This is a genomic window from Acinetobacter sp. NIPH1876 (genome assembly GCF_022808535.1).
In the GTDB taxonomy this organism is placed as follows: domain Bacteria; phylum Pseudomonadota; class Gammaproteobacteria; order Pseudomonadales; family Moraxellaceae; genus Acinetobacter; species Acinetobacter higginsii.
Map to the genome: position 1 here is coordinate 27,173 of NZ_JALGBR010000002.1, position 17,861 is coordinate 45,033.

23 protein-coding genes and 2 tRNA genes are annotated in these 17,861 nt (G+C 39.0%); 9 read left to right on the forward strand and 16 right to left on the reverse strand.

Going from position 1 to position 17,861, the window contains the following annotated elements; translation table 11 throughout:
- Positions 1 to 31: 31 nt before the first annotated feature.
- The gene (locus tag MN869_RS02455) at positions 32 to 451 is read right to left on the reverse strand and encodes a GFA family protein (RefSeq protein WP_005202438.1); all 420 of its coding nucleotides are present in this window, start codon (positions 449 to 451) and stop codon (positions 32 to 34) included.
- 181 nt (positions 452 to 632) lie between these two features.
- On the opposite strand from MN869_RS02455, the gene MN869_RS02460 reads away from it, so the two are divergent.
- A complete protein-coding gene (locus MN869_RS02460; RefSeq protein ID WP_005202437.1) occupies positions 633 to 1,070 on the forward strand; it encodes a PaaI family thioesterase in 438 nt (145 codons plus the stop codon).
- A gap of 36 nt (positions 1,071 to 1,106) precedes the next feature.
- On the opposite strand, the gene MN869_RS02465 is transcribed toward MN869_RS02460, so the two are convergent.
- Complete coding sequence (locus MN869_RS02465; protein WP_005202436.1) at positions 1,107 to 1,538, reverse strand: hypothetical protein; 432 nt, start codon at positions 1,536 to 1,538, stop codon at positions 1,107 to 1,109.
- Positions 1,539 to 1,774: 236 nt separating this feature from the next.
- Between MN869_RS02465 and MN869_RS02470 the strand changes: the two genes are divergently transcribed.
- From MN869_RS02470 to MN869_RS02485, 4 genes are all read left to right on the forward strand, one after another.
- A tRNA-Asn gene (locus MN869_RS02470) sits at positions 1,775 to 1,850 on the forward strand.
- A 179-nt stretch (positions 1,851 to 2,029) separates the two neighbouring features.
- Complete coding sequence (locus MN869_RS02475) at positions 2,030 to 2,338, forward strand: hypothetical protein (RefSeq protein WP_005202435.1); 309 nt, start codon at positions 2,030 to 2,032, stop codon at positions 2,336 to 2,338.
- A gap of 85 nt (positions 2,339 to 2,423) precedes the next feature.
- A tRNA-Asn gene (locus MN869_RS02480) sits at positions 2,424 to 2,499 on the forward strand.
- A gap of 58 nt (positions 2,500 to 2,557) precedes the next feature.
- The gene (locus tag MN869_RS02485) at positions 2,558 to 2,998 is read left to right on the forward strand and encodes a DUF2726 domain-containing protein (RefSeq protein ID WP_017402421.1); all 441 of its coding nucleotides are present in this window, start codon (positions 2,558 to 2,560) and stop codon (positions 2,996 to 2,998) included.
- 19 nt (positions 2,999 to 3,017) lie between these two features.
- On the opposite strand, the gene MN869_RS02490 is transcribed toward MN869_RS02485, so the two are convergent.
- The 5 genes from MN869_RS02490 to glnA form a co-directional block, all read right to left on the reverse strand.
- Positions 3,018 to 3,224, reverse strand: coding sequence for a hypothetical protein (locus tag MN869_RS02490; RefSeq protein ID WP_005202434.1), 207 nt, complete (start codon positions 3,222 to 3,224; stop codon positions 3,018 to 3,020).
- A 115-nt stretch (positions 3,225 to 3,339) separates the two neighbouring features.
- On the reverse strand, positions 3,340 to 4,644 hold the full coding sequence (locus tag MN869_RS02495; RefSeq protein ID WP_005202433.1) for a lipase family protein: 1,305 nt from the start codon (positions 4,642 to 4,644) through the stop codon (positions 3,340 to 3,342).
- Positions 4,645 to 4,754: 110 nt separating this feature from the next.
- Positions 4,755 to 5,636 (reverse strand): 4-hydroxybenzoate octaprenyltransferase, encoded by an 882-nt coding sequence (gene ubiA, locus MN869_RS02500; RefSeq protein ID WP_005202432.1) that lies wholly within the window; start codon positions 5,634 to 5,636, stop codon positions 4,755 to 4,757.
- 15 nt (positions 5,637 to 5,651) lie between these two features.
- Positions 5,652 to 6,143 carry a chorismate lyase gene (locus MN869_RS02505; protein WP_005202430.1) on the reverse strand — a complete coding sequence of 164 codons (492 nt, stop codon included), beginning with the start codon at positions 6,141 to 6,143 and terminating at the stop codon, positions 5,652 to 5,654.
- A gap of 123 nt (positions 6,144 to 6,266) precedes the next feature.
- Positions 6,267 to 7,682 (reverse strand): type I glutamate--ammonia ligase, encoded by a 1,416-nt coding sequence (glnA, locus tag MN869_RS02510; RefSeq protein ID WP_171057879.1) that lies wholly within the window; start codon positions 7,680 to 7,682, stop codon positions 6,267 to 6,269.
- Between the two features lie 813 nt (positions 7,683 to 8,495).
- On the opposite strand from glnA, the gene MN869_RS02515 reads away from it, so the two are divergent.
- The 4 genes from MN869_RS02515 to MN869_RS02530 all read left to right on the forward strand — a co-directional run bounded on the left by MN869_RS02515 (position 8,496) and on the right by MN869_RS02530 (position 10,628).
- The gene (locus tag MN869_RS02515) at positions 8,496 to 9,722 is read left to right on the forward strand and encodes an integrase arm-type DNA-binding domain-containing protein (RefSeq protein ID WP_243306821.1); all 1,227 of its coding nucleotides are present in this window, start codon (positions 8,496 to 8,498) and stop codon (positions 9,720 to 9,722) included.
- Positions 9,719 to 9,943 carry a hypothetical protein gene (locus MN869_RS02520; protein WP_243306824.1) on the forward strand — a complete coding sequence of 75 codons (225 nt, stop codon included), beginning with the start codon at positions 9,719 to 9,721 and terminating at the stop codon, positions 9,941 to 9,943. Before MN869_RS02515 ends, MN869_RS02520 begins: the two co-directional genes overlap by 4 nt.
- Positions 9,944 to 10,039: 96 nt before the next feature.
- Complete coding sequence (locus MN869_RS02525) at positions 10,040 to 10,435, forward strand: hypothetical protein (RefSeq protein WP_243306834.1); 396 nt, start codon at positions 10,040 to 10,042, stop codon at positions 10,433 to 10,435.
- Positions 10,436 to 10,439: 4 nt separating this feature from the next.
- The gene (locus MN869_RS02530) at positions 10,440 to 10,628 is read left to right on the forward strand and encodes a hypothetical protein (RefSeq protein WP_243306835.1); all 189 of its coding nucleotides are present in this window, start codon (positions 10,440 to 10,442) and stop codon (positions 10,626 to 10,628) included.
- 138 nt (positions 10,629 to 10,766) lie between these two features.
- On the opposite strand, the gene MN869_RS02535 is transcribed toward MN869_RS02530, so the two are convergent.
- The 9 genes from MN869_RS02535 to MN869_RS02575 are packed head-to-tail and all read right to left on the reverse strand — an operon-like array spanning position 10,767 to position 17,720.
- A complete protein-coding gene (locus MN869_RS02535) occupies positions 10,767 to 11,216 on the reverse strand; it encodes a lysozyme (protein ID WP_347709332.1) in 450 nt (149 codons plus the stop codon).
- Complete coding sequence (locus MN869_RS02540) at positions 11,213 to 11,491, reverse strand: phage holin family protein (RefSeq protein WP_241345137.1); 279 nt, start codon at positions 11,489 to 11,491, stop codon at positions 11,213 to 11,215. The genes MN869_RS02535 and MN869_RS02540 overlap by 4 nt, the downstream gene beginning before the upstream one ends.
- A 53-nt stretch (positions 11,492 to 11,544) precedes the next feature.
- The gene (locus MN869_RS02545; protein WP_243306841.1) at positions 11,545 to 12,420 is read right to left on the reverse strand and encodes a LamG domain-containing protein; all 876 of its coding nucleotides are present in this window, start codon (positions 12,418 to 12,420) and stop codon (positions 11,545 to 11,547) included.
- Positions 12,417 to 15,182 carry a phage tail protein gene (locus MN869_RS02550; RefSeq protein ID WP_243306854.1) on the reverse strand — a complete coding sequence of 922 codons (2,766 nt, stop codon included), beginning with the start codon at positions 15,180 to 15,182 and terminating at the stop codon, positions 12,417 to 12,419. The genes MN869_RS02545 and MN869_RS02550 overlap by 4 nt, the downstream gene beginning before the upstream one ends.
- Entirely contained in the window at positions 15,166 to 15,345 is a 180-nt protein-coding gene (locus MN869_RS02555; RefSeq protein ID WP_241345140.1) for a hypothetical protein, read from the reverse strand. The genes MN869_RS02550 and MN869_RS02555 overlap by 17 nt, the downstream gene beginning before the upstream one ends.
- Positions 15,346 to 15,353: 8 nt before the next feature.
- Positions 15,354 to 15,602, reverse strand: coding sequence for a hypothetical protein (locus MN869_RS02560; RefSeq protein WP_241345143.1), 249 nt, complete (start codon positions 15,600 to 15,602; stop codon positions 15,354 to 15,356).
- A gap of 8 nt (positions 15,603 to 15,610) precedes the next feature.
- A complete protein-coding gene (locus MN869_RS02565) occupies positions 15,611 to 16,480 on the reverse strand; it encodes a phage BR0599 family protein (protein WP_241345145.1) in 870 nt (289 codons plus the stop codon).
- On the reverse strand, positions 16,477 to 17,409 hold the full coding sequence (locus tag MN869_RS02570; protein WP_243306862.1) for a hypothetical protein: 933 nt from the start codon (positions 17,407 to 17,409) through the stop codon (positions 16,477 to 16,479). The genes MN869_RS02565 and MN869_RS02570 overlap by 4 nt, the downstream gene beginning before the upstream one ends.
- A complete protein-coding gene (locus tag MN869_RS02575; RefSeq protein WP_243306863.1) occupies positions 17,376 to 17,720 on the reverse strand; it encodes a hypothetical protein in 345 nt (114 codons plus the stop codon). The genes MN869_RS02570 and MN869_RS02575 overlap by 34 nt, the downstream gene beginning before the upstream one ends.
- Positions 17,721 to 17,861: the final 141 nt, after the last annotated feature.

Below are 17,861 nucleotides of genomic sequence, written 5' to 3' on the forward strand. Positions count from 1 at the left end.
TCAATACAATTAGAATTTCCTACAAGCTACACTATTCCGCAGATTCACCACTAAAAAGTGCAACGACCTCCGCTTCAGTCATCTTCTTGGTCGAATTTTGAAAAGCATAAAACTCAGGCTTACAATCAATATAGATTTCTAGATCGAGATTTAGATCTTTTGGTGACTCATTCAATGCAAATGCATTGATATTGCAATAATTCTGATCTTTAGTCCGCCAAAATAAATTGGTACCGCAGGCATTACAGAATCCTCGCTCGCCCCAAGCCGATGAGTTATAAACAGAGAGATGATCTTGTTTTAAAAATTTTAAGCTGCCCTGTTTAACATCAATCGTCATAATCACACCACTGGTCTGTCGACGACAAATCGAACAGTGACAGGCATGTACATCATGATTACTTAATTCGACTTCAAATGTGGTTTCACCACAAACACACTGTCCTTTCATTATAAATTTACCTTTTATTCAAAATTGTTATTTATGAATTATCCTTAGCATAAAACAAAGCAAGCATGCTGCAATCAATAATTTGTAAAACATGATATGGATCGATGAACTGTATTGACAGTCTCTGATGGAAAGACTACGTTATACACAAGTTCCTTTTTAGAACTATATAGGAAAAAATATGAAACACCCGAAAGAAATGAATGGACTTGAGTTTTTAACCGCGATGTGTGAAGGGAAAATTCCACCTGCCAGTATTAGTGAAACCATTCCGATGCAACCCGTAGAAGTTGCAGAAGGATTTATCAAATTTGAAGTTCAAGCAGATCAACGCCACCTTAACCCGCTGGGTGGAGTACATGGTGGTTTTGCTGCAACCGTACTTGATTCAGTGACAGGCTGTGCTGTTCATACGCTTTTAGAAGCAGGCGTCGGTTATGGCACCATTGATCTAAATATTAAAATGTGTCGCCCTATTCCTAAGAATCAAAAACTCACAGCGATAGGCAGCATGATCAATATCAGTAAAAATTTAGGTATTTCTGAAGGTAAGATTGTCGATGCAGATGGCAAACTTTATGCCCATGCAACCGCAACCTGCATGATCATTCGCCCATAAGCATAGATTAAGCAAATGGGCTATTTCATCATAGCCCTATGCAATGGCCTTATTCGCTTGAAAGTTTTTTGGTCGAATACATAAATGACTAAATACTGCGTATTGCCAAATGCTTTTCACTTGTACTGAAACAACCTTTTGCTCTGCCACAGACCAAGCCAAAGCAGTGTTTGCACCTAAAAATAATTCACCACCAAGTTGAAATAAATATAAAGGTGCGTGCTCGTCGACAGTTGATGTATTTTTTTGTGTGAGTAGATCTTTTGCCGTTTGAATTTTCCACTTATTACCAAACCATAATTGCAGTAAATCACCCAGATACAAGGCTTGTTGCTTAAACGGAAAAGTATTTATAAATGAATGTTCAACTGGCGTGTAATACTGCGCAGCATCTTGAATAATTTCGAGATAATGTTCTTGATAAAAAGACAAATTTGAAAAAATAGATTGAATATTTAGAATAGTCATTTCGACCTCCAGTTTAGCCATTTTAGTGCTGGCAAGTAGGGTTAAATCCACACTGTTTAGATAAATATCTAAACGCTCTTTCTAATTCGAATCTAGCAATAGCCTGTTCAAAGTTCAAGTTATTTTTCCTACTTTATCGTAATTGTGCAAATAAAAAGCATACGATGCAAAAATGAAAGAAACATGACAGTTTTATCTTGACCAATTTTAAAAGCTGCCTATAATGGCACTCAGATTCTCCCATAGCTCAGTCGGTAGAGCGACGGACTGTTAATCCGCAGGTCCCTGGTTCGAGCCCAGGTGGGAGAGCCAAGATTCTAAAAAGCCCAGATCATTGATCTGGGCTTTTTATTTTAAATAAACAAAATACCCTTATAACGACAATTACGATTATTTTGTTCATTTCATGTTGAGTATCGTATAAATTTCGACCTACCATATTATTTTAACTATAAGATAAAAATTAATGATGTTGTTAAGGAAAACACATAATGAAAAAACTTCTATTCTGTTTAATCGTCTTTTGTAGTCCAGCAATGGCCGCCCAAACCACTTGGTATGCTGGTTCCTCTTATAAAGGCACGGTGACTGTACCAATTGAAAGTGGTCCCAATGTCGTCTGGAAATGTAATGGTCGTGTCTGTAGCATGTCTGGCCCTTGGGGCAATGCACTCTCCTTAGATTCTTGTCAGAGTCTGGTCTTACGTATCGGTAAGATTAATTATTATAAAAACTCAGCAGGCGCAATCTGGAATGCCCGCTCCACTGAATTGGCACAATGTAATCAAGTTGCACGTTAATACTCAACATTTTTGTTAAGCGATTATTATTCATACTGATTTTACTTGACGGACTGCCATTTAGGCCCTAAAATTCGCTCCAGATTCTCCCATAGCTCAGTCGGTAGAGCGACGGACTGTTAATCCGCAGGTCCCTGGTTCGAGCCCAGGTGGGAGAGCCAAGATTCTAAAAACCCACTCTTAATTGAGTGGGTTTTTTATTTGCTCTTTGATAAATACATGTTTGAATCGAATCACTTCTTATTTCTAACGATTGGTTTTATTAGTACAGCTATCTTGCTTTTTAGCTGTATACGCCCTTTCTTTCCCAAACAAAAATTCTTTGCTCGACCTGTCATCACATCATTTGAATCAAGAATGTTTGTACGATTACAACAGGCCTTTCCACAGCATCATGTACTTGCGCAGGTAGCCTTTAGTGCATTGATTACTAGTGATCACTATAAGATCCGCAGTAAGTTTAATCGCAAGGTGACAGACTTTGTGGTTTTAGATCAGCAGATGAATGTTTTGGCGATTATTGAGTTAGATGACCCGAGTCATTTAGGCAAAGAATTAGAAGATCAAAAGCGCGATCAGATGTTACAAGAAGCAGGCTATCAAGTACAACGTTATACGGAGATTCCATCTATAAAACAGCTACAGATGGATCTCCGATAGTCAGCTAATTTAAGAAAAATTATTCCGCCTTTGTCGCTTGTTCAGCATTTTTCTGCTGTTCAAATTTCTTTGCCATTTCAGCGCGTTGCTGGTCATATTTTTTCTTGGTTTGCGCATCACTTTTCGCAGCAACAAAGGCCATACCTACAATAAAAATTGGAATTAACAATCCCAAACTCATTAATAACCAAGGGATTGATTTTTTCTCAACAGGTGGCTGGCTCATAAGTGATTTAAACTCAAATTGCATGGCTTTAAACTGTGCAACAATATAACAAAAAAGAGCCCCTATAAAGAGACTCTTTTTAAAAGTAAATTTCTTCTAAATAAGCAAAGAAATCTTAGAATTTACCAGTACAGTGAGGGCTTTGGCTGGCATCCTTCTGCGCATCCGTCAATACGATACCTGTACCTGCTGACATATTGGCTTGGATAAAGCCATAAGCATCCGCATTTTTACATACAATCGCTTGAGTATGACTCGCTCCAACAACTGGCACGAATGTGACTTTAGTACCCAATGCAATCAATCCTTTTTGCAAGGAATCTGTCACTGGATAAGGCACTGCCATATCTAATGTCCCCTGAATAATCATTACTGGACTGTTTATTTTCTTGGTCGCAGGTTGATTATCTGATAGGAATTTTTTCACTGTTGGATTTTCTTGGAAGTTACCCGCTAAGCCCGGATAGTCCAAAACAGTTTTAGTGGTATCTTTGCTGATAAAGTCACGAATATCTGCTGCAAACTTATTATGCAAATCATCTAAACAGATGCCATTTTCACCTGTCGTACCTTCGGCGAATTCAGCAATTGAGCGAGAACGTTCCTGAAAAATTTCCCGATAATTAAATTTAGAATCATAAGCAGTAATACCAACAGTGGTATATGCAGCATAAGCAAGCAGCTCTGCATAGACTTCAACCGCTGTACCTACTGGTGCAAGACCAGCCTGTTCTTGCTTAAGAATATTTGCAATTGCCTGTGGTGCAACAACAGAGATGATATAACCAAGGCTCGATGCAGGAGCGCCCGCAACCGCACCTTTGTAATTTGCATCATTATTTGCAAATTCAGCAGTACCCAATGAAGCATGACCACCTTGAGACTGACCAATAGACATCCATTGTCCATTGAGTTTCGCCCCATAATGATCTTTTGCTGCTTTTACCGCTGCAATCGCAGATTTAGCTTCACTACCCAAGTTTAGATATGGATGAATTCCTGGAGTCCCCAAACCTTCATAATCTGGCGCAATCACCACATAACCCGCCGCCAATAAAGTATCAGCGAGGATTTTAAAGCGAGGATTCACAGTATTATTACTTGGTGCACAGCTATCACCTACCCCAACCGTACCATGCTCCCAGACCACCACTCTATAACCATCAGCTGGCTGAGCAACTTTAGGGAACATCACCAATGCGGTTGCTTTGGCAGTGCGACCTTGAACATTCTCTATGTTATAAGTCATTACCTTGAGTGATGAGGCATTATCCACTTTATCCTTAGAATAAGTCGTTTCAGACAGATAGGTTTTATTCGAATCTACCCCGGTATAATCATCATCATTGTCATTACACGCTGTTAAAAATAATGCAGAAATCGAGAAAGTAACTGCTAAAGCAATGTTTGACCGTTTCATAAAATATCCTTTTAGTCCTTATCTTATTTTTGTGCATGAATCTACATGCCGTATTATTAAGGCATAAAAAAAGTGCCCTGCATAGGACACTTTTCAACTATTTAGTCAGATTAAAATATTAATTCTAAAAAAATTCCAAGAAAAATAATCAGTCCTACCCAACGATTGTGACGAAATGCCCAAAAACAAATTTGTGGATCACGATCTTTGGTTTTGAAAGCTTGATAGGCAAAATCTACCGCAACGATCAACAACGCAATCAATCCAAACGGTAACAACAGATTTTCTAAATATAAAGCCCCACCGATCAGCAACAAACTGAGAATCTGGAGTAACCCGATAATTTGTATATCGTAACGACCGAATAAAATCGCTGTCGATTTCACTCCAATTTTTAAATCATATTCTCGATCGGTAATCGCATACTGAGTGTCGTAAGCCACCGTCCATGCCAAATTACCAAAATATAAAAGCCAACAGGTTAAATCTAAGGGCTTCCCCATCGCGGTAAAAGACATGGGAATTCCCCATGAAAAAGCCATCCCTAAAACCACTTGTGGTAAGTGTGTATAGCGCTTCATAAAAGGGTAAACAAATGCCAGTACTAGACCTGCTAGGGCGCAATAAAACGTTGCAATCGGTAGAAAAAATAAAGTACACGCACTTGCTGCAACTAATCCCAAAAAAACATAAACCGCTTCGCGTGGACGAATGATGCCAGTGGCTAATGGGCGTGTTTTAGTACGCTCTACATGAGCATCGACTTTACGATCAGCGAAGTCATTAATCGCACAGCCCGCTGCACGCATAAAAATCGTGCCCAAAACCATCGCAATGAGAATCTGCAATGGCGGTAAACCACCAGCAGCAATCCATAGTGCCCACATGGTTGGCCAAAAGACCAGTTCTGTACCTACAGGCTTATCAAAACGGCATAGATAGTAATAGGCTTCTAAACGTTGCCGCCATGTTGTGTGTTGCACTGTTTCCATGATGAATCCTTAGAGTCAATGCTGTCGAATAAACTGTTCAAATGCGGGAAGAAATGTTTCTTGCACAATAAATTTGCAGCCATGCCAAGTATAGCAACTTTGTCTGGTCCAACCTTCTTCAAGATAAATAACCCGCCTTTCGCAGGCAGGATTGGTTCGTTGAAATAAAAACCAACCAATAGGCTTATTACGAATATGCCGAAATAATCGTGCTTTCTTATGTAAGCTTAAAATAGGAAAGATACTTTTTGCTTTTACCCAAGCTTCTGTTTCACTACCATAAAGATTGGTTTCACGTACCCATGCAATATGGTGTGCTGGCATTTGCATCCACTGGCTATCGTTAAAGGTGAGTCGTTGAAAATGCTCTTTTGTCCGTTCAACATGAAACTCCCCCTCACCCAGATCAGTCAATTGCTGAGTAAGAGAACCAGATGCATACAACCATTTTTTCATTTCAGTTGGGATCTCTCGTCCCTTAATTCTGTTTGGTCGTAAATTTCGCATGCTTGGCTCACTAAAAACATCGCGATTAGTGTACATGAATTTCTTTGGAAAAACGCATGACTTTCAATTGAATCAAAAACATAAAAAAAGCTCGCCGAAGCGAGCTTTTTCAATCTGTATGTATTACAGGCTGTAGTACATATCAAATTCAACTGGGTGAGTCGTCGTGTTAAGACGGCGCACATCTTCAGTTTTAAGTTCGATATATGCATCAAGCATTTCTTTAGTGAATACACCACCTTTCAACAGGAACTCATGATCCGCTTCAAGTGCAGCAATCGCCATTTCCAAGTTGTGAGCAACTGTTGGGATTTTTGCTTCTTCTTCAGGAGGAAGATCATACAAGTTTTTGTCAGCAGCTTCACCTGGGTGAATCTTGTTTTGAATACCATCAAGACCAGCCATTAACAATGCAGCAAAACCTAAGTATGGGTTCATTAATGGATCAGGGAAACGTGCTTCGATACGCTTGCCTTTAGGGCTAGAAACGTAAGGAATACGGATAGAAGCAGAACGGTTACGTGCTGAGTAAGCAAGCATAATTGGTGCTTCGTAGTGTGGAACCAAACGCTTATAAGAGTTTGTACCTGGGTTGGTAATCGCATTCAACGCACGCGCGTGCTTGATTACACCACCGATGAAGAACAATGCCATTTCTGATAAACCAGCATATTCGTCACCAGCAAACAAGTTCTTGCCATCTTTAGAGATTGACATGTGAACGTGCATACCAGAACCGTTATCACCAACCATTGGCTTAGGCATGAATGTCGCTGTTTTACCATATTGATGCGCAACGTTCCAAACTGCATATTTGAACTGTTGAACTTCGTCCGCTTTACGAACTAAGGTATTGAAGCTCACACCAATTTCTAATTGGCAAGATGCAACTTCATGGTGATGTACTTCTACACGACCAGGACCCATGATGTCTTCGATACGTGCACACATTTCAGCACGCATGTCTTGATGAGAGTCAACTGGAGGAACTGGGAAGTAACCGCCTTTAACACGTGGACGGTGACCTGAGTTACCTGCTTCGTAGTCTTTACCTGTAGACCAAGCAGCTTCTTCAGCAATCAATGTGTGGCGCGCGCCAGACATGTCGATGTCCCACTTCACTTCGTCAAAAACGAAGAATTCTGGTTCTGGACCGAAGAATGCTGTATCACCGATACCTGTAGATTTTAAATATTCTTCAGCACGACGAGCAATCGAACGTGGGTCACGCTCGTAACCTTGACCAGTTGAAGGCTCGATAACGTCACAAGTCACAACAACTGTAGGCTCAGCAAAGAACGGGTCAAGAAAACCTGTTTCAGCATCTGGACGTAAGATCATGTCAGAAGCTTCAATGCCTTTCCAACCTGCAATTGAAGAACCATCAAACATTTTACCGTCTTCAAATGTATCTTCATCAATGGTATCAGCTGGGTAAGTTACGTGCTGCTCTTTACCCTTAGTATCAGTAAAGCGAAAATCGACCCATTTTGCGCCACTTTCTTTGATGAGTTGAAGGACCTTGTTCGCCATGCTCATTTGCTCCAATGAAGTTTTTATGCACTTGTTAAGTGCGTGTTAGTTGTTGATGTATAATTAGCAATTATCATACCAACAATTTCAAAGCATACCTAAAACATTGAAATTCTTTGCAGAAAAAATGCTTTAGGCTCCCTGTCCTATGCCTACTATAATGTCTGCATTTAAAAATGCACCATATTTAAACATTCCTATTTTAGCTCGTCCCCAAAAAAGACATAATGAACCAAAATAGTGCAATACATATAACAAAGAACCAATGTAGTGCCAATTACGCTTTTATTATTCGCGTAAATTGGCTTTTTATATCATTCTTTTCAAGATCATTCCAATCAATTCATTTAGACTTTCGATTCACTTTCAGTTTTTTTTCTCAAGTGTTTCAATTACAAAAATTTATTATCAATTACTAACTCATTTCAACAAACAAAATTAGCCTTTTATTCAGCCTTCAATGCTTTCAAAATTTCCCACATTAATGATCCGTTTTGTTATGATGATTTCCCGTTATCGCTAGAATAATCTTTTCTCTATTCAAGATAGATGAAAAAACACAGCGCTAAGATTGGTTTATCTAATTCAATAGCACAATTAAGTGCATATCTTTCAAAAGGTTATAATCATGCTTCTAATGATTGAAAGGAAGCACTGATATCCGCTGACGTTCGTTGGTGTTCGCTTCATTTTACAACAACTACAATTCAAAAATATTTAATGTCCGTTGGCGTCCGTTCTTGTTCGGTGACATTCACAACTTTTGTGAGTAAGATTGTGAGTATTCATTTTTCTTTTCAAGTTACTCACAGATAGCTAATGCTCAACGACACCAAAATAAAACAACTCAAACCACAAGATAAAGCTTATCGTGTTGCTGATCAAGGCGGTCTGTGCATCGAAGTGCGCACGAATGGTTCTAAACTTTGGCGTTATAGATACCGTTTTTTAGGTACTGCAAAGATGATTAGTTTGGGTGAATACCCTCTTGTCACCTTGGCCCAAGCTCGCCAGAAGACATTGGAACAAAAACTACTTTTAGACCAAAATATAGATCCATCTCAAAACCGACAAGAAGAAAAAGCAAGAGCTCTTTTAAATCAGGCTTGTACATTGGAAAGTGTGGCAACAGAGTGGTATGACAAACGCAAAGATAAAAAATCAGTAAGCTATAAGCGATCTGTAGAAAAAGCTTTTGAAAAAGACATATTCCCTACCCTTGGTAAGAAGGATATTAAAAAGATTTCTGCATTTGATGTTTTACAGATGCAAGAAAAGACAATGAAACGTGTTTCTAAACAGGGGAATTATGGTACTGGTGAAAGCACAGCAATATTTAACAGGCAATTAGTCAGTCAGGTTATTGACTATGCAATTGCTACATCAAGATGTGAATATAATCCCGTATCAGCACTCAGAAACACTGTAGAACGACCACCAAAAATAACAGCCCGCCCTATGACTGAAGATGAAAAGGCGGTGTTTAATACTCGGCTATCTTCGTACAATGGTGCAACAACTACAAAGAATGCGATTAAAACTCTTATTTATTCAATGCTACGTACAGTTGAGGTGATTCGCCTACGTTGGGAGTGGGTAGATTTTGATATCGGTATAATCCGCATTCCTCCTGCCACTGCTGAACAAAGAAAAAAAGGGCAACGTAATATTAAAAAAGATCGGGAGCATTTAGTTCCTATATCTAAACAGCTAAAGCAAATTTTGCTTGATCAGTTTGAGCAAACAAAAAACAGTGACCTAGTATTTTCAAGTGTGTTTGATGTTACCAAGAAAATGAATAATACAACTGTGAACCGTGCGCTTGGGAATATGGGTTTTGACAGCTTAACAGCTCATGACTTTCGTGCTACTGCATCTACAATGCTTCATGGTCTTGGTTACCCTTCTGATCATGTGGAGATACAACTTGCCCATGTTGATAAGAATGTAGTTCGTGGCACTTATAACCACGCGAGCTACTTAGATGAGCGAAGAGCGATGATGCAAGACTGGGCTGATATTGTTGATAGTTGGGGTGAGAAATGAGGTACTTCTACATCAAGAAAGGCAAGCAGTACTTGCATATCCAGCAATCAATGTATGAAGAATATCAGGACTATTCAGATATAAACGGCATGATCACCCAACAGTACGTATTTTTAGATACCAAAGATGATGCAAAAAAGTTTTTAGAAAAAAGAGAAGCTGATAGATTTTTAGTGACACTTGGAAGAAAGCTGAAAGGCGTTGAGGTTGTGAGGGAGTGAATTAATACCGTTCGTCGGTAAAATCGTTAGGGTTATTGCTAATGTTGGTAACGTACGTTACCATTGATTCATAAACAGCAAATACTGAGATTCGAAATGAACTTAAACGCTAACTTAGAAAGCTTCCTAAACAGCCAATTTTTTGATGAAGATTTTGGAACATTTTCTGTCACATTGCCTATCAATGTTCGACAATATGTTGCTGATAAAGCGGCTGAGAAATCTAACAAGAGTAATATGCTTAGCACCGAAGATATAATAAACACATGGGGTGATGTTGAAAGTTTCCATGAATGGAAATCAGGTATTGTGAATCAAGCCAATGAATTAAATATTCAGTATCTTTCTGGAATGGTAAACGGCTTAATTATTTTTTACAATCAATATCAGTTAACAGTAAATGGCAAACGTGCCAAAGATTTAGAAAAAGTAGAAACCGCTGATTATGTTTCATATTTACTTGAAGTTGCTACAAACACTGATAGTGAGTAAGTAAATGGATGATAAGCAATCAAAGCAAGCCAAATATGCTGCAAAAAGAAATACAAAGCCTATCAAGGTTGATATGTATCTTGATGATCCTGTAGAAAAACACATGTTCGAAACTTGGCAAAAAGAGCCACATAAGAAGCAGCTTTTTATAAAACTTTATGCTGAACATCTAGCAAAAAAAGATAACACTTGAAAATTAAGTGTTATCTCACACACTGCAAGCAAACCGAGATACTGACATTTGTCTTTATTGAATGTGCTGTGCATCCTGAAAACAGAAGGCACAGCACTGTGACAATCGATGCCATGGTTGATCGTTGGCACATATAAGTTACTTCTTTAAGAAGAGTACTCGTTCTGCGGCGCGACGACGAACTAAGCCTTTCATTACTTTGCCCCCCCCTTTATTCCATCTTGGGAATTGGTCAGCAGCACCTGCATAATCTTTGGCATTCAGCTTCTTCAAGAGAGTTGACGATGCAAAATTGCCTGAACCAATGTTATAGACTAGGCTTACAAGAGCATCAAATTGATTCTGAGAAAGCGGAACTTTCACAAGGTTATTCACTGAAGCTTCGAATCGTTTTAAATCGTGTGCAAAGTAAGTCTTGGCTTGATCCAAAGTGCATGAATCCCCTTTCTTGACCTTCACGCCATTCGGGTAAACTGTGGTGCCTATGCCAATTGTCCAGACTCCAACACCATCATCATAGGCTTTGAGTTTCGTTCCCTCAAAACTTGCAATCAAATCAAGTCCAACATTACTGGTTGTTTTGCTCATGAATCAGCCCTCTTTTTGATGTAGCTTTCAATTACCCCTGCACCTGCAATACCTAGTGCTGAGCCAATGGCTAATAACGAAATCGGATGAATATTTGGTATTTGAAGTAGAACAATTCCTGCAACTGATGTAGTTGCTGAACCTAAAATTGCCCTACCTATAATCAATCGCGTTGTTAGTTTTTCATCACTCGAAAGTAGTTTCCCCACCCCAATAATTGCCCCAGACATAACCAACATGAACATGGTCCATAATGTCTTCTCGTGTTCTTGCATTCACTTTTCTCCAGATAATAAAAAAGCCCCAGTTGGGGCGATATTTAAGTTATTTAACTTAATGGGTATCTTGCTTTTGGTGGTGTAAAATTAGCTAAATATCTAGCCACACCTTTAGTAATCCTTACTTCATCAAAATGCCCATTTGTTTTAAGGTTTCCCTCCCTCTCTACACCGATATAAAGTACAGATCCAGATGGGTCTATATTGCCAGCGTATGTACCACTTGCTACAAGGTTACCGTCCAAGAACACCCTGACAGATGACCCTGAGCGACATAAAGCTACATGGTAATAAATGTTTGGTGTTAAGGTTGCGCTGCTAATAATGCTTAATGAATTATCTATTTCGACTAATATATTATTTGTATTGGCATTAAAAATTATATTCCACCCTTTCCAAGGTCCCGAACCTCCTTGCGCGCAACATAAAATGCCGCCATAATTTTGATGAGAGATAAACTTGAATCTCACTTCAGCAGTAAAGTCACCCGAGAAAGAAAAATCAGGTGAATATTCTGTCCTTACATAACCATTAATAACTTGCAATGCTTTTTTATCAAAAGCTTGATTATCTTCAACAATATTTGCATTAACTCCTGAAAAAATGTGACCTTTAGCATCTATAATTGGCTGTCCACCAATTGACTCTCTCATATTTGATACAAGTACAACACTGCTATAATTTGAATCACCAGATATTAGAATTATTTCATCACTTATTTTTTCTATTGAATCTCTCACTGTTCCGAATCTCACATAGTATGTTTTACCAATTACAGCAGTAGAATCAATGAAGTTATTACCATGGATTCCAGATGCTATTGGGGGCGGCATTGATGTCGGATTCATTGTGTCTTCAGATCTGTAATAATTTACAGTGTCATAAAAACCATCAATTGCATAAGAAAAGTCAATTTCAATACTCATACTTCTCTCACTGTATATTCAATATTATATGGAGCGCTAAAGAAGGTTGAAAGCTCAACAGTGTGCTGGAAATATTGAAAAGAATCATACCCATCCCTCAGAGTCTTAGCTTTCACTTCAATAGAGCGTGTTTCTACTTGCATGGCTGAAATAGCCAGTGTGTATGTGTTGGTGCCCGTTGCATTAACATTATGAGTGGCAATAACAATGCCATTTTCATCAAGCTCTTTTATAATCAGCATTGTTGCTGCACCACTTTCCAAAGCAACGCCACCATCTGTCCAACCAAGAATAGAGCCACCTGTTTGTTGCAATCGATTGCGATCAACCCATGTCACGACAAGATCAGTTTCAATCTCTTCTGGGTAGTAGTCAGAATTGATTTTTACATTTGCAGGCGGATAAGGACGATTAGGGCGTGCATTCATTTCAAGTGAAAGCACTGCGGCCTCCTCAATACCTAATATTCCACTTGGTGTAGTGGTTAATACCTTCGCATTGATTGCTTCACTCAAGACATATTGCTCCGGATCAAAAGCATTAAAAGCATCATAGAAGTAAAAAACCGCATCTTGAGAATGCGGTTTGGGAACGGTGTCTAATGCTGCCCGTTTGACAGATAAGATCTTTGTCGCTGTGTCATAGCTTTGATACATCATCAATTCTTCATCACAGAGTATCAATGTGCCAACCTCAGCTTGACTAATTGATGCAACATTCTTAACAGCAAATGATGCATCTAAATAGCTAATCTCTTGATCAAGAGTCGCCACAGGACAATAGTCAACAATTGAAGCTTGCTGATAACCAGTGCCATCATCAGTGTAAAGTAGAGCATTGATTGAATTGCTTTGAGGCTTTTTAGTTGCAACAACTAAATATCCCAAATCAGGGTTATTTGCCAATTCTGCATCAACTTGAGTCTGCCCAAATCTCTGTACAGCTTCAAAATAAGGCATTTCAAAAACTACACTTTGATTCTGTTGTGGTGGCAATACTACTGAAGTTGGAGGATCGACATTTATCGTTGGAAATGTAGTTGATGAATATGGAATAACCTCAACCCAGTCCAAAGTCACAGTATTATCACGGCCATCCCCTAGTCCGATTTTCATGATTCTAACAGGAACATCAACCATATTCTGATTTTGCCAAGTCAATTTCACAACATCATATTTATTGATCTTGCGAGCTTCATACTTTCCTGTTGTGAATGTGCCCTTACGAGTAGGGGTTGAAAGCTGTTTAAGCTTCCAGTTGCCAACCAATTCGGCATTTCGACGATTCATAAAATACGGAAAATCAAGTGTCTGTGCATTCACCTCAGATGACATTACAGAACCAATTTCATCAAGTGAAAAGGAAGAGTCCTTGATATTGTCACGATCATAGTAATTCACATTGACTGAGTTGATCACATCATCAACATTTGCAATTTCAATATTGAACGATTTGATATTACTTTTAGAAAACACTTGAGCGTCGCTTAAATTCAACAAATCATCTCTAAACAATACGATTTCATATTGCCCTGTTTGTCTATTTAGACGAATACCTGCTTCGATATGAAATAGCAGTTCATCAATTGCTTCTTTACATGATTTCTCAGTAAATGCGCCTGAAACTCCTAAATCCTCATCATAAATACGGTCTGCTGCATTTTTGAAATTTGAATCATTTATCATTGCCTCTGGCTTATTCATAGCTGTGTCATTGGTGATGATTTCACGGATTTGATGAATTGGATTTATATCAATACCCTTTACCATGAGCTTATCGTTACTATTGAATGGAGCTATTGCACAATCAATAACAACACGATGCTGGGTATTAGAACCACCTGGCACACCATCTATAATCCCAACCATTAGGTCCAATGTGGAATTTGTGCAACTTAAAATATATTCTCTACAAGTAATAAAAGCAGGCTCAGAAAATTCTCTAATTAGTTCAAAATCTCCTCCAGACCAAGAAAAGCTTGAAATCCCATCATCAGCAAGAATGATTAAACGGATATTTAAACCTATCAGGAAATCTGGAAATGAAGTTTTTACATATCCTACTTTTCCAATATGCCCAAATTGGGCATGAAAATCCCATAAATAACCTTCAATCAGCCCTGTTACTGGAACACCACCATTTGTAAACTTATGGAATAGATCGTCTTGGTTATCTGTCCCCCACCATTCATTTAATAAAGGTGGTAGATTATCTATTTTTTCTTGGTATTCTTTTGGAGAAAGCCCATTAACTTTCGCGCCAATTTCACATACAAAAATTTCATTTGAATCGTTATCAAGATAGCTCTTATACCATTGCTCACTTCCATCATCTTTGATACGTGTACGCTTAGGCCAATACAAGACCTCTTTAAGCATCCCAGACATTGAGACCAGTTGAAAACCTTGATCGGAATTATTACCGCGATAAACTAAGTGGGAAAGACCTGGGAACGAAGATACAAGCTCACTATCTTGTGCTGCTAAATACTCATTTTGACGCAAATGTTCTTCGCGGCCCGTATGAATATCAATGGTTCCAACCCAGCCGCCTTCTTGTTTATCACCACCAAAAAGGTCAGGCTTATTTACTGTCATCGATGTGTCGCCAAGTTTTAATTGAGCAATTTCTTCGGGTTTTGTGAAAATCCATCCGCGTTTATCAGGGTTGATATTTAAAATCTGCTCAATACAATTCCCAATAGCAACCTGCATTCCTGCGAAGTATTTAAAACCTACTGTTTGTTTACTGCTTCCGCCCATTTCTAGCTACCTCTACAACTTGCAGTGCCATTGCATCACCAGTATTGATGAATAACTCTTCATCCAACCCATTAACAAGAAAGTCCTGAAAATCCCAACCTCTCGCCAAAAAAAATGCCCGCGTTCCTCGCGAGCACATATTGGCTTTTCGTATATCCGACATGTAGATTTTCATTTCTTACCCCCTTTGGATTTAATCGCTTGGGTATCTTGATTCCCAATCCATGTAATGTTTCCATGTATATGTGGAGAACCAAAAATAGAAGAAAATGAAACACCTTCGTCAGCAAGTGACCCATCCATTTGAGATGGTTCTGCACTATTCTTTCTCTGCATTTTTCGCATGTTGTAATACGAATAAACAGCTGTAGCCACCGTAATTGCTAAGATGGCGTAGATAATCCATGGTGCAATAACCATTAGTTACCTCACTTAATTATTTGATCGTTTACTGGATTAGATGCTGGAATGTTTGGGAATCCCATAAAACGAAGATGATTGTCAAAGATTGTATGACATGGTCCTGCGCGAGTTTGATCACAACCAGGTGCAAGTTTAATCACATCACCGATCTGTAGCCCAAAATGCTGACGTTCCAAATTCACAGTATTTGATGTGCTAGATAAAACTGTTGTGAAAATTCCTCCGTTGTGAAGCACGCCCCGACTAAAATAGTTTGTTGGATATGACTTCACTTCTGTAACTGGGTTCCCCTCACCATCTAAAACAGGGTCTCCATTTTCATCTAGCACAGGTGTTGGGTTTACTGTGAAAGTAATTGTCAGATTATTGATTGCTGTAATCGTCACATCAACTGACCAGTCTTCAATCTTCAAACCACAAATACGATCGAAGATTTTATTTGAACAGGTCTTTTGAAACTTTCGAGTGAGAATACTCTTATTCTGCTGAGTCTCTGCTGTAGAGCTCACAAGCGTCATAGTGTTTTCATCATCATCAAACTTTGGCTGTGTGATGCGGCCAATGTGAATGACTAATGTCTCGCCTTTGTAGAGTTCCAGAATCGTGACAGTGACACTCTTGTAGTAGATCTTGTTGATGAATAAAGCCTGTAAGTCATCACCTTCTGCATTCAATATTTGCTGTGGATATGGAAAAGTAATCTCAGTATCACACTTGTCTATGTCTTCATCATCAATGTTGCCCCGACTCACAACCAACGGTAGATAAGTATGCCCGTTGTGATCAACTGCCTTTGCAGCGCTTGTGAAGTACCATGTTTTTTCGCCATGCTTGAACTCAAATAAGTCCTTTTTAGATTTGAATAGGTTCATCATGGTGATAACTCAACTATTGGAACTGTAGCCTCAACAATGTCAGCGCCTTTGAAATAGAACTCTACAGTATCGCTATTCAATCTATACAAGCCAAGATATGACACGCGCTCAATGCTCACTGGTGGCTGAGGTGTTATGTTCATCACGATGTTGGCACCACTAGCACTTGAAGATGTAACTGAATGAGCCGTCCAGACGCCATTGGCCTTGATTGCTATATTCTTTCGATCGCTCAGAAAATTGTCATTCTTCACTGTGATGCTAGAACTACCGCGCGAAACCAAATTGAAATTGTTTTGATAACTTGGCAACCAGAATTGATTTAAGCGACCACGTCTGCGATAGAACCATTTCTTGTAGTCTATGTATTCTTGCCGGTTCTTCATGATCACTCTGAAATTCTTATTGATCAGTGGATTGAACCAGTTCGTGAACTGCCAAAACTGCCCTATTTCACCATCTACAATGCTTTGGTGTTGTTCAAAGTTGATATCAAGGAAGTCACCATCTAGCAGCAAAGGAGTAAAGTAAATATCATCCCCTTTGTATTGCTGTGGATTGACAGCCATTGGATATTCAACACTGTCAGTTACTCTTAAAGCGATTGTCGGCTTGAACATTAGGCCATTGGCTTGTGATGTTGGATTGCCAGCAATGATGACCTTGCGCAATGGGATTATCTTCGCATCAGAAGCTGTTACAGCCTCATTTAAGCGATAACCACCAATGTGTACAGGTACATCTTCAATCACCTCATATCTGCCAATTTCGGTGACTTCTACAACCTTTAAAACTCCAACAGCCTGTATTAGGATCAAGGTGCCTACATTGATACCTAGATTGCTTGTATCGGTTTCAATAAAGTCATCTGATAGATTGCCAACCAGTTGAGATTCTAAAGGCTGCGGCACCAAATAATCTTTGCGCAACCAATAACACCTGACAAATGCAGCTGTTCAATTTCGATTACCATCGCATCAAACTGATTTTGCAGGTCCACATGCTGCTTAAATAAACTTTTTTGCCCGTTCTCTAACAGTATGTTTTCTTGTTTCAGCCCCTCCACCTCGGTCTGGCGGTAATCCCAAGCTGCATTGAAATAAAACTCGTAATTTGACTCGTTTTGTTCAATATCCCAAATTCCAAGTGCTACTTGTTTATCTTTGCCAATTCCCTGCAATTCTTTAGTTAAACTATCTTTGTGTTGCTTAAGAGTTTCTTCGAATAATTCACTTCTCATCACTTCACCTGCTCTAAGTTGATTTTCTTGCAATTTGGAGATGTGTCACAGTCTCTTAATTCTTCTAAGTCAATGCGGTGGCCTGCTGCGATTTCTTCGGGTTAAAGATGGACGACTAAGTTACTACCTAAATTCATATGT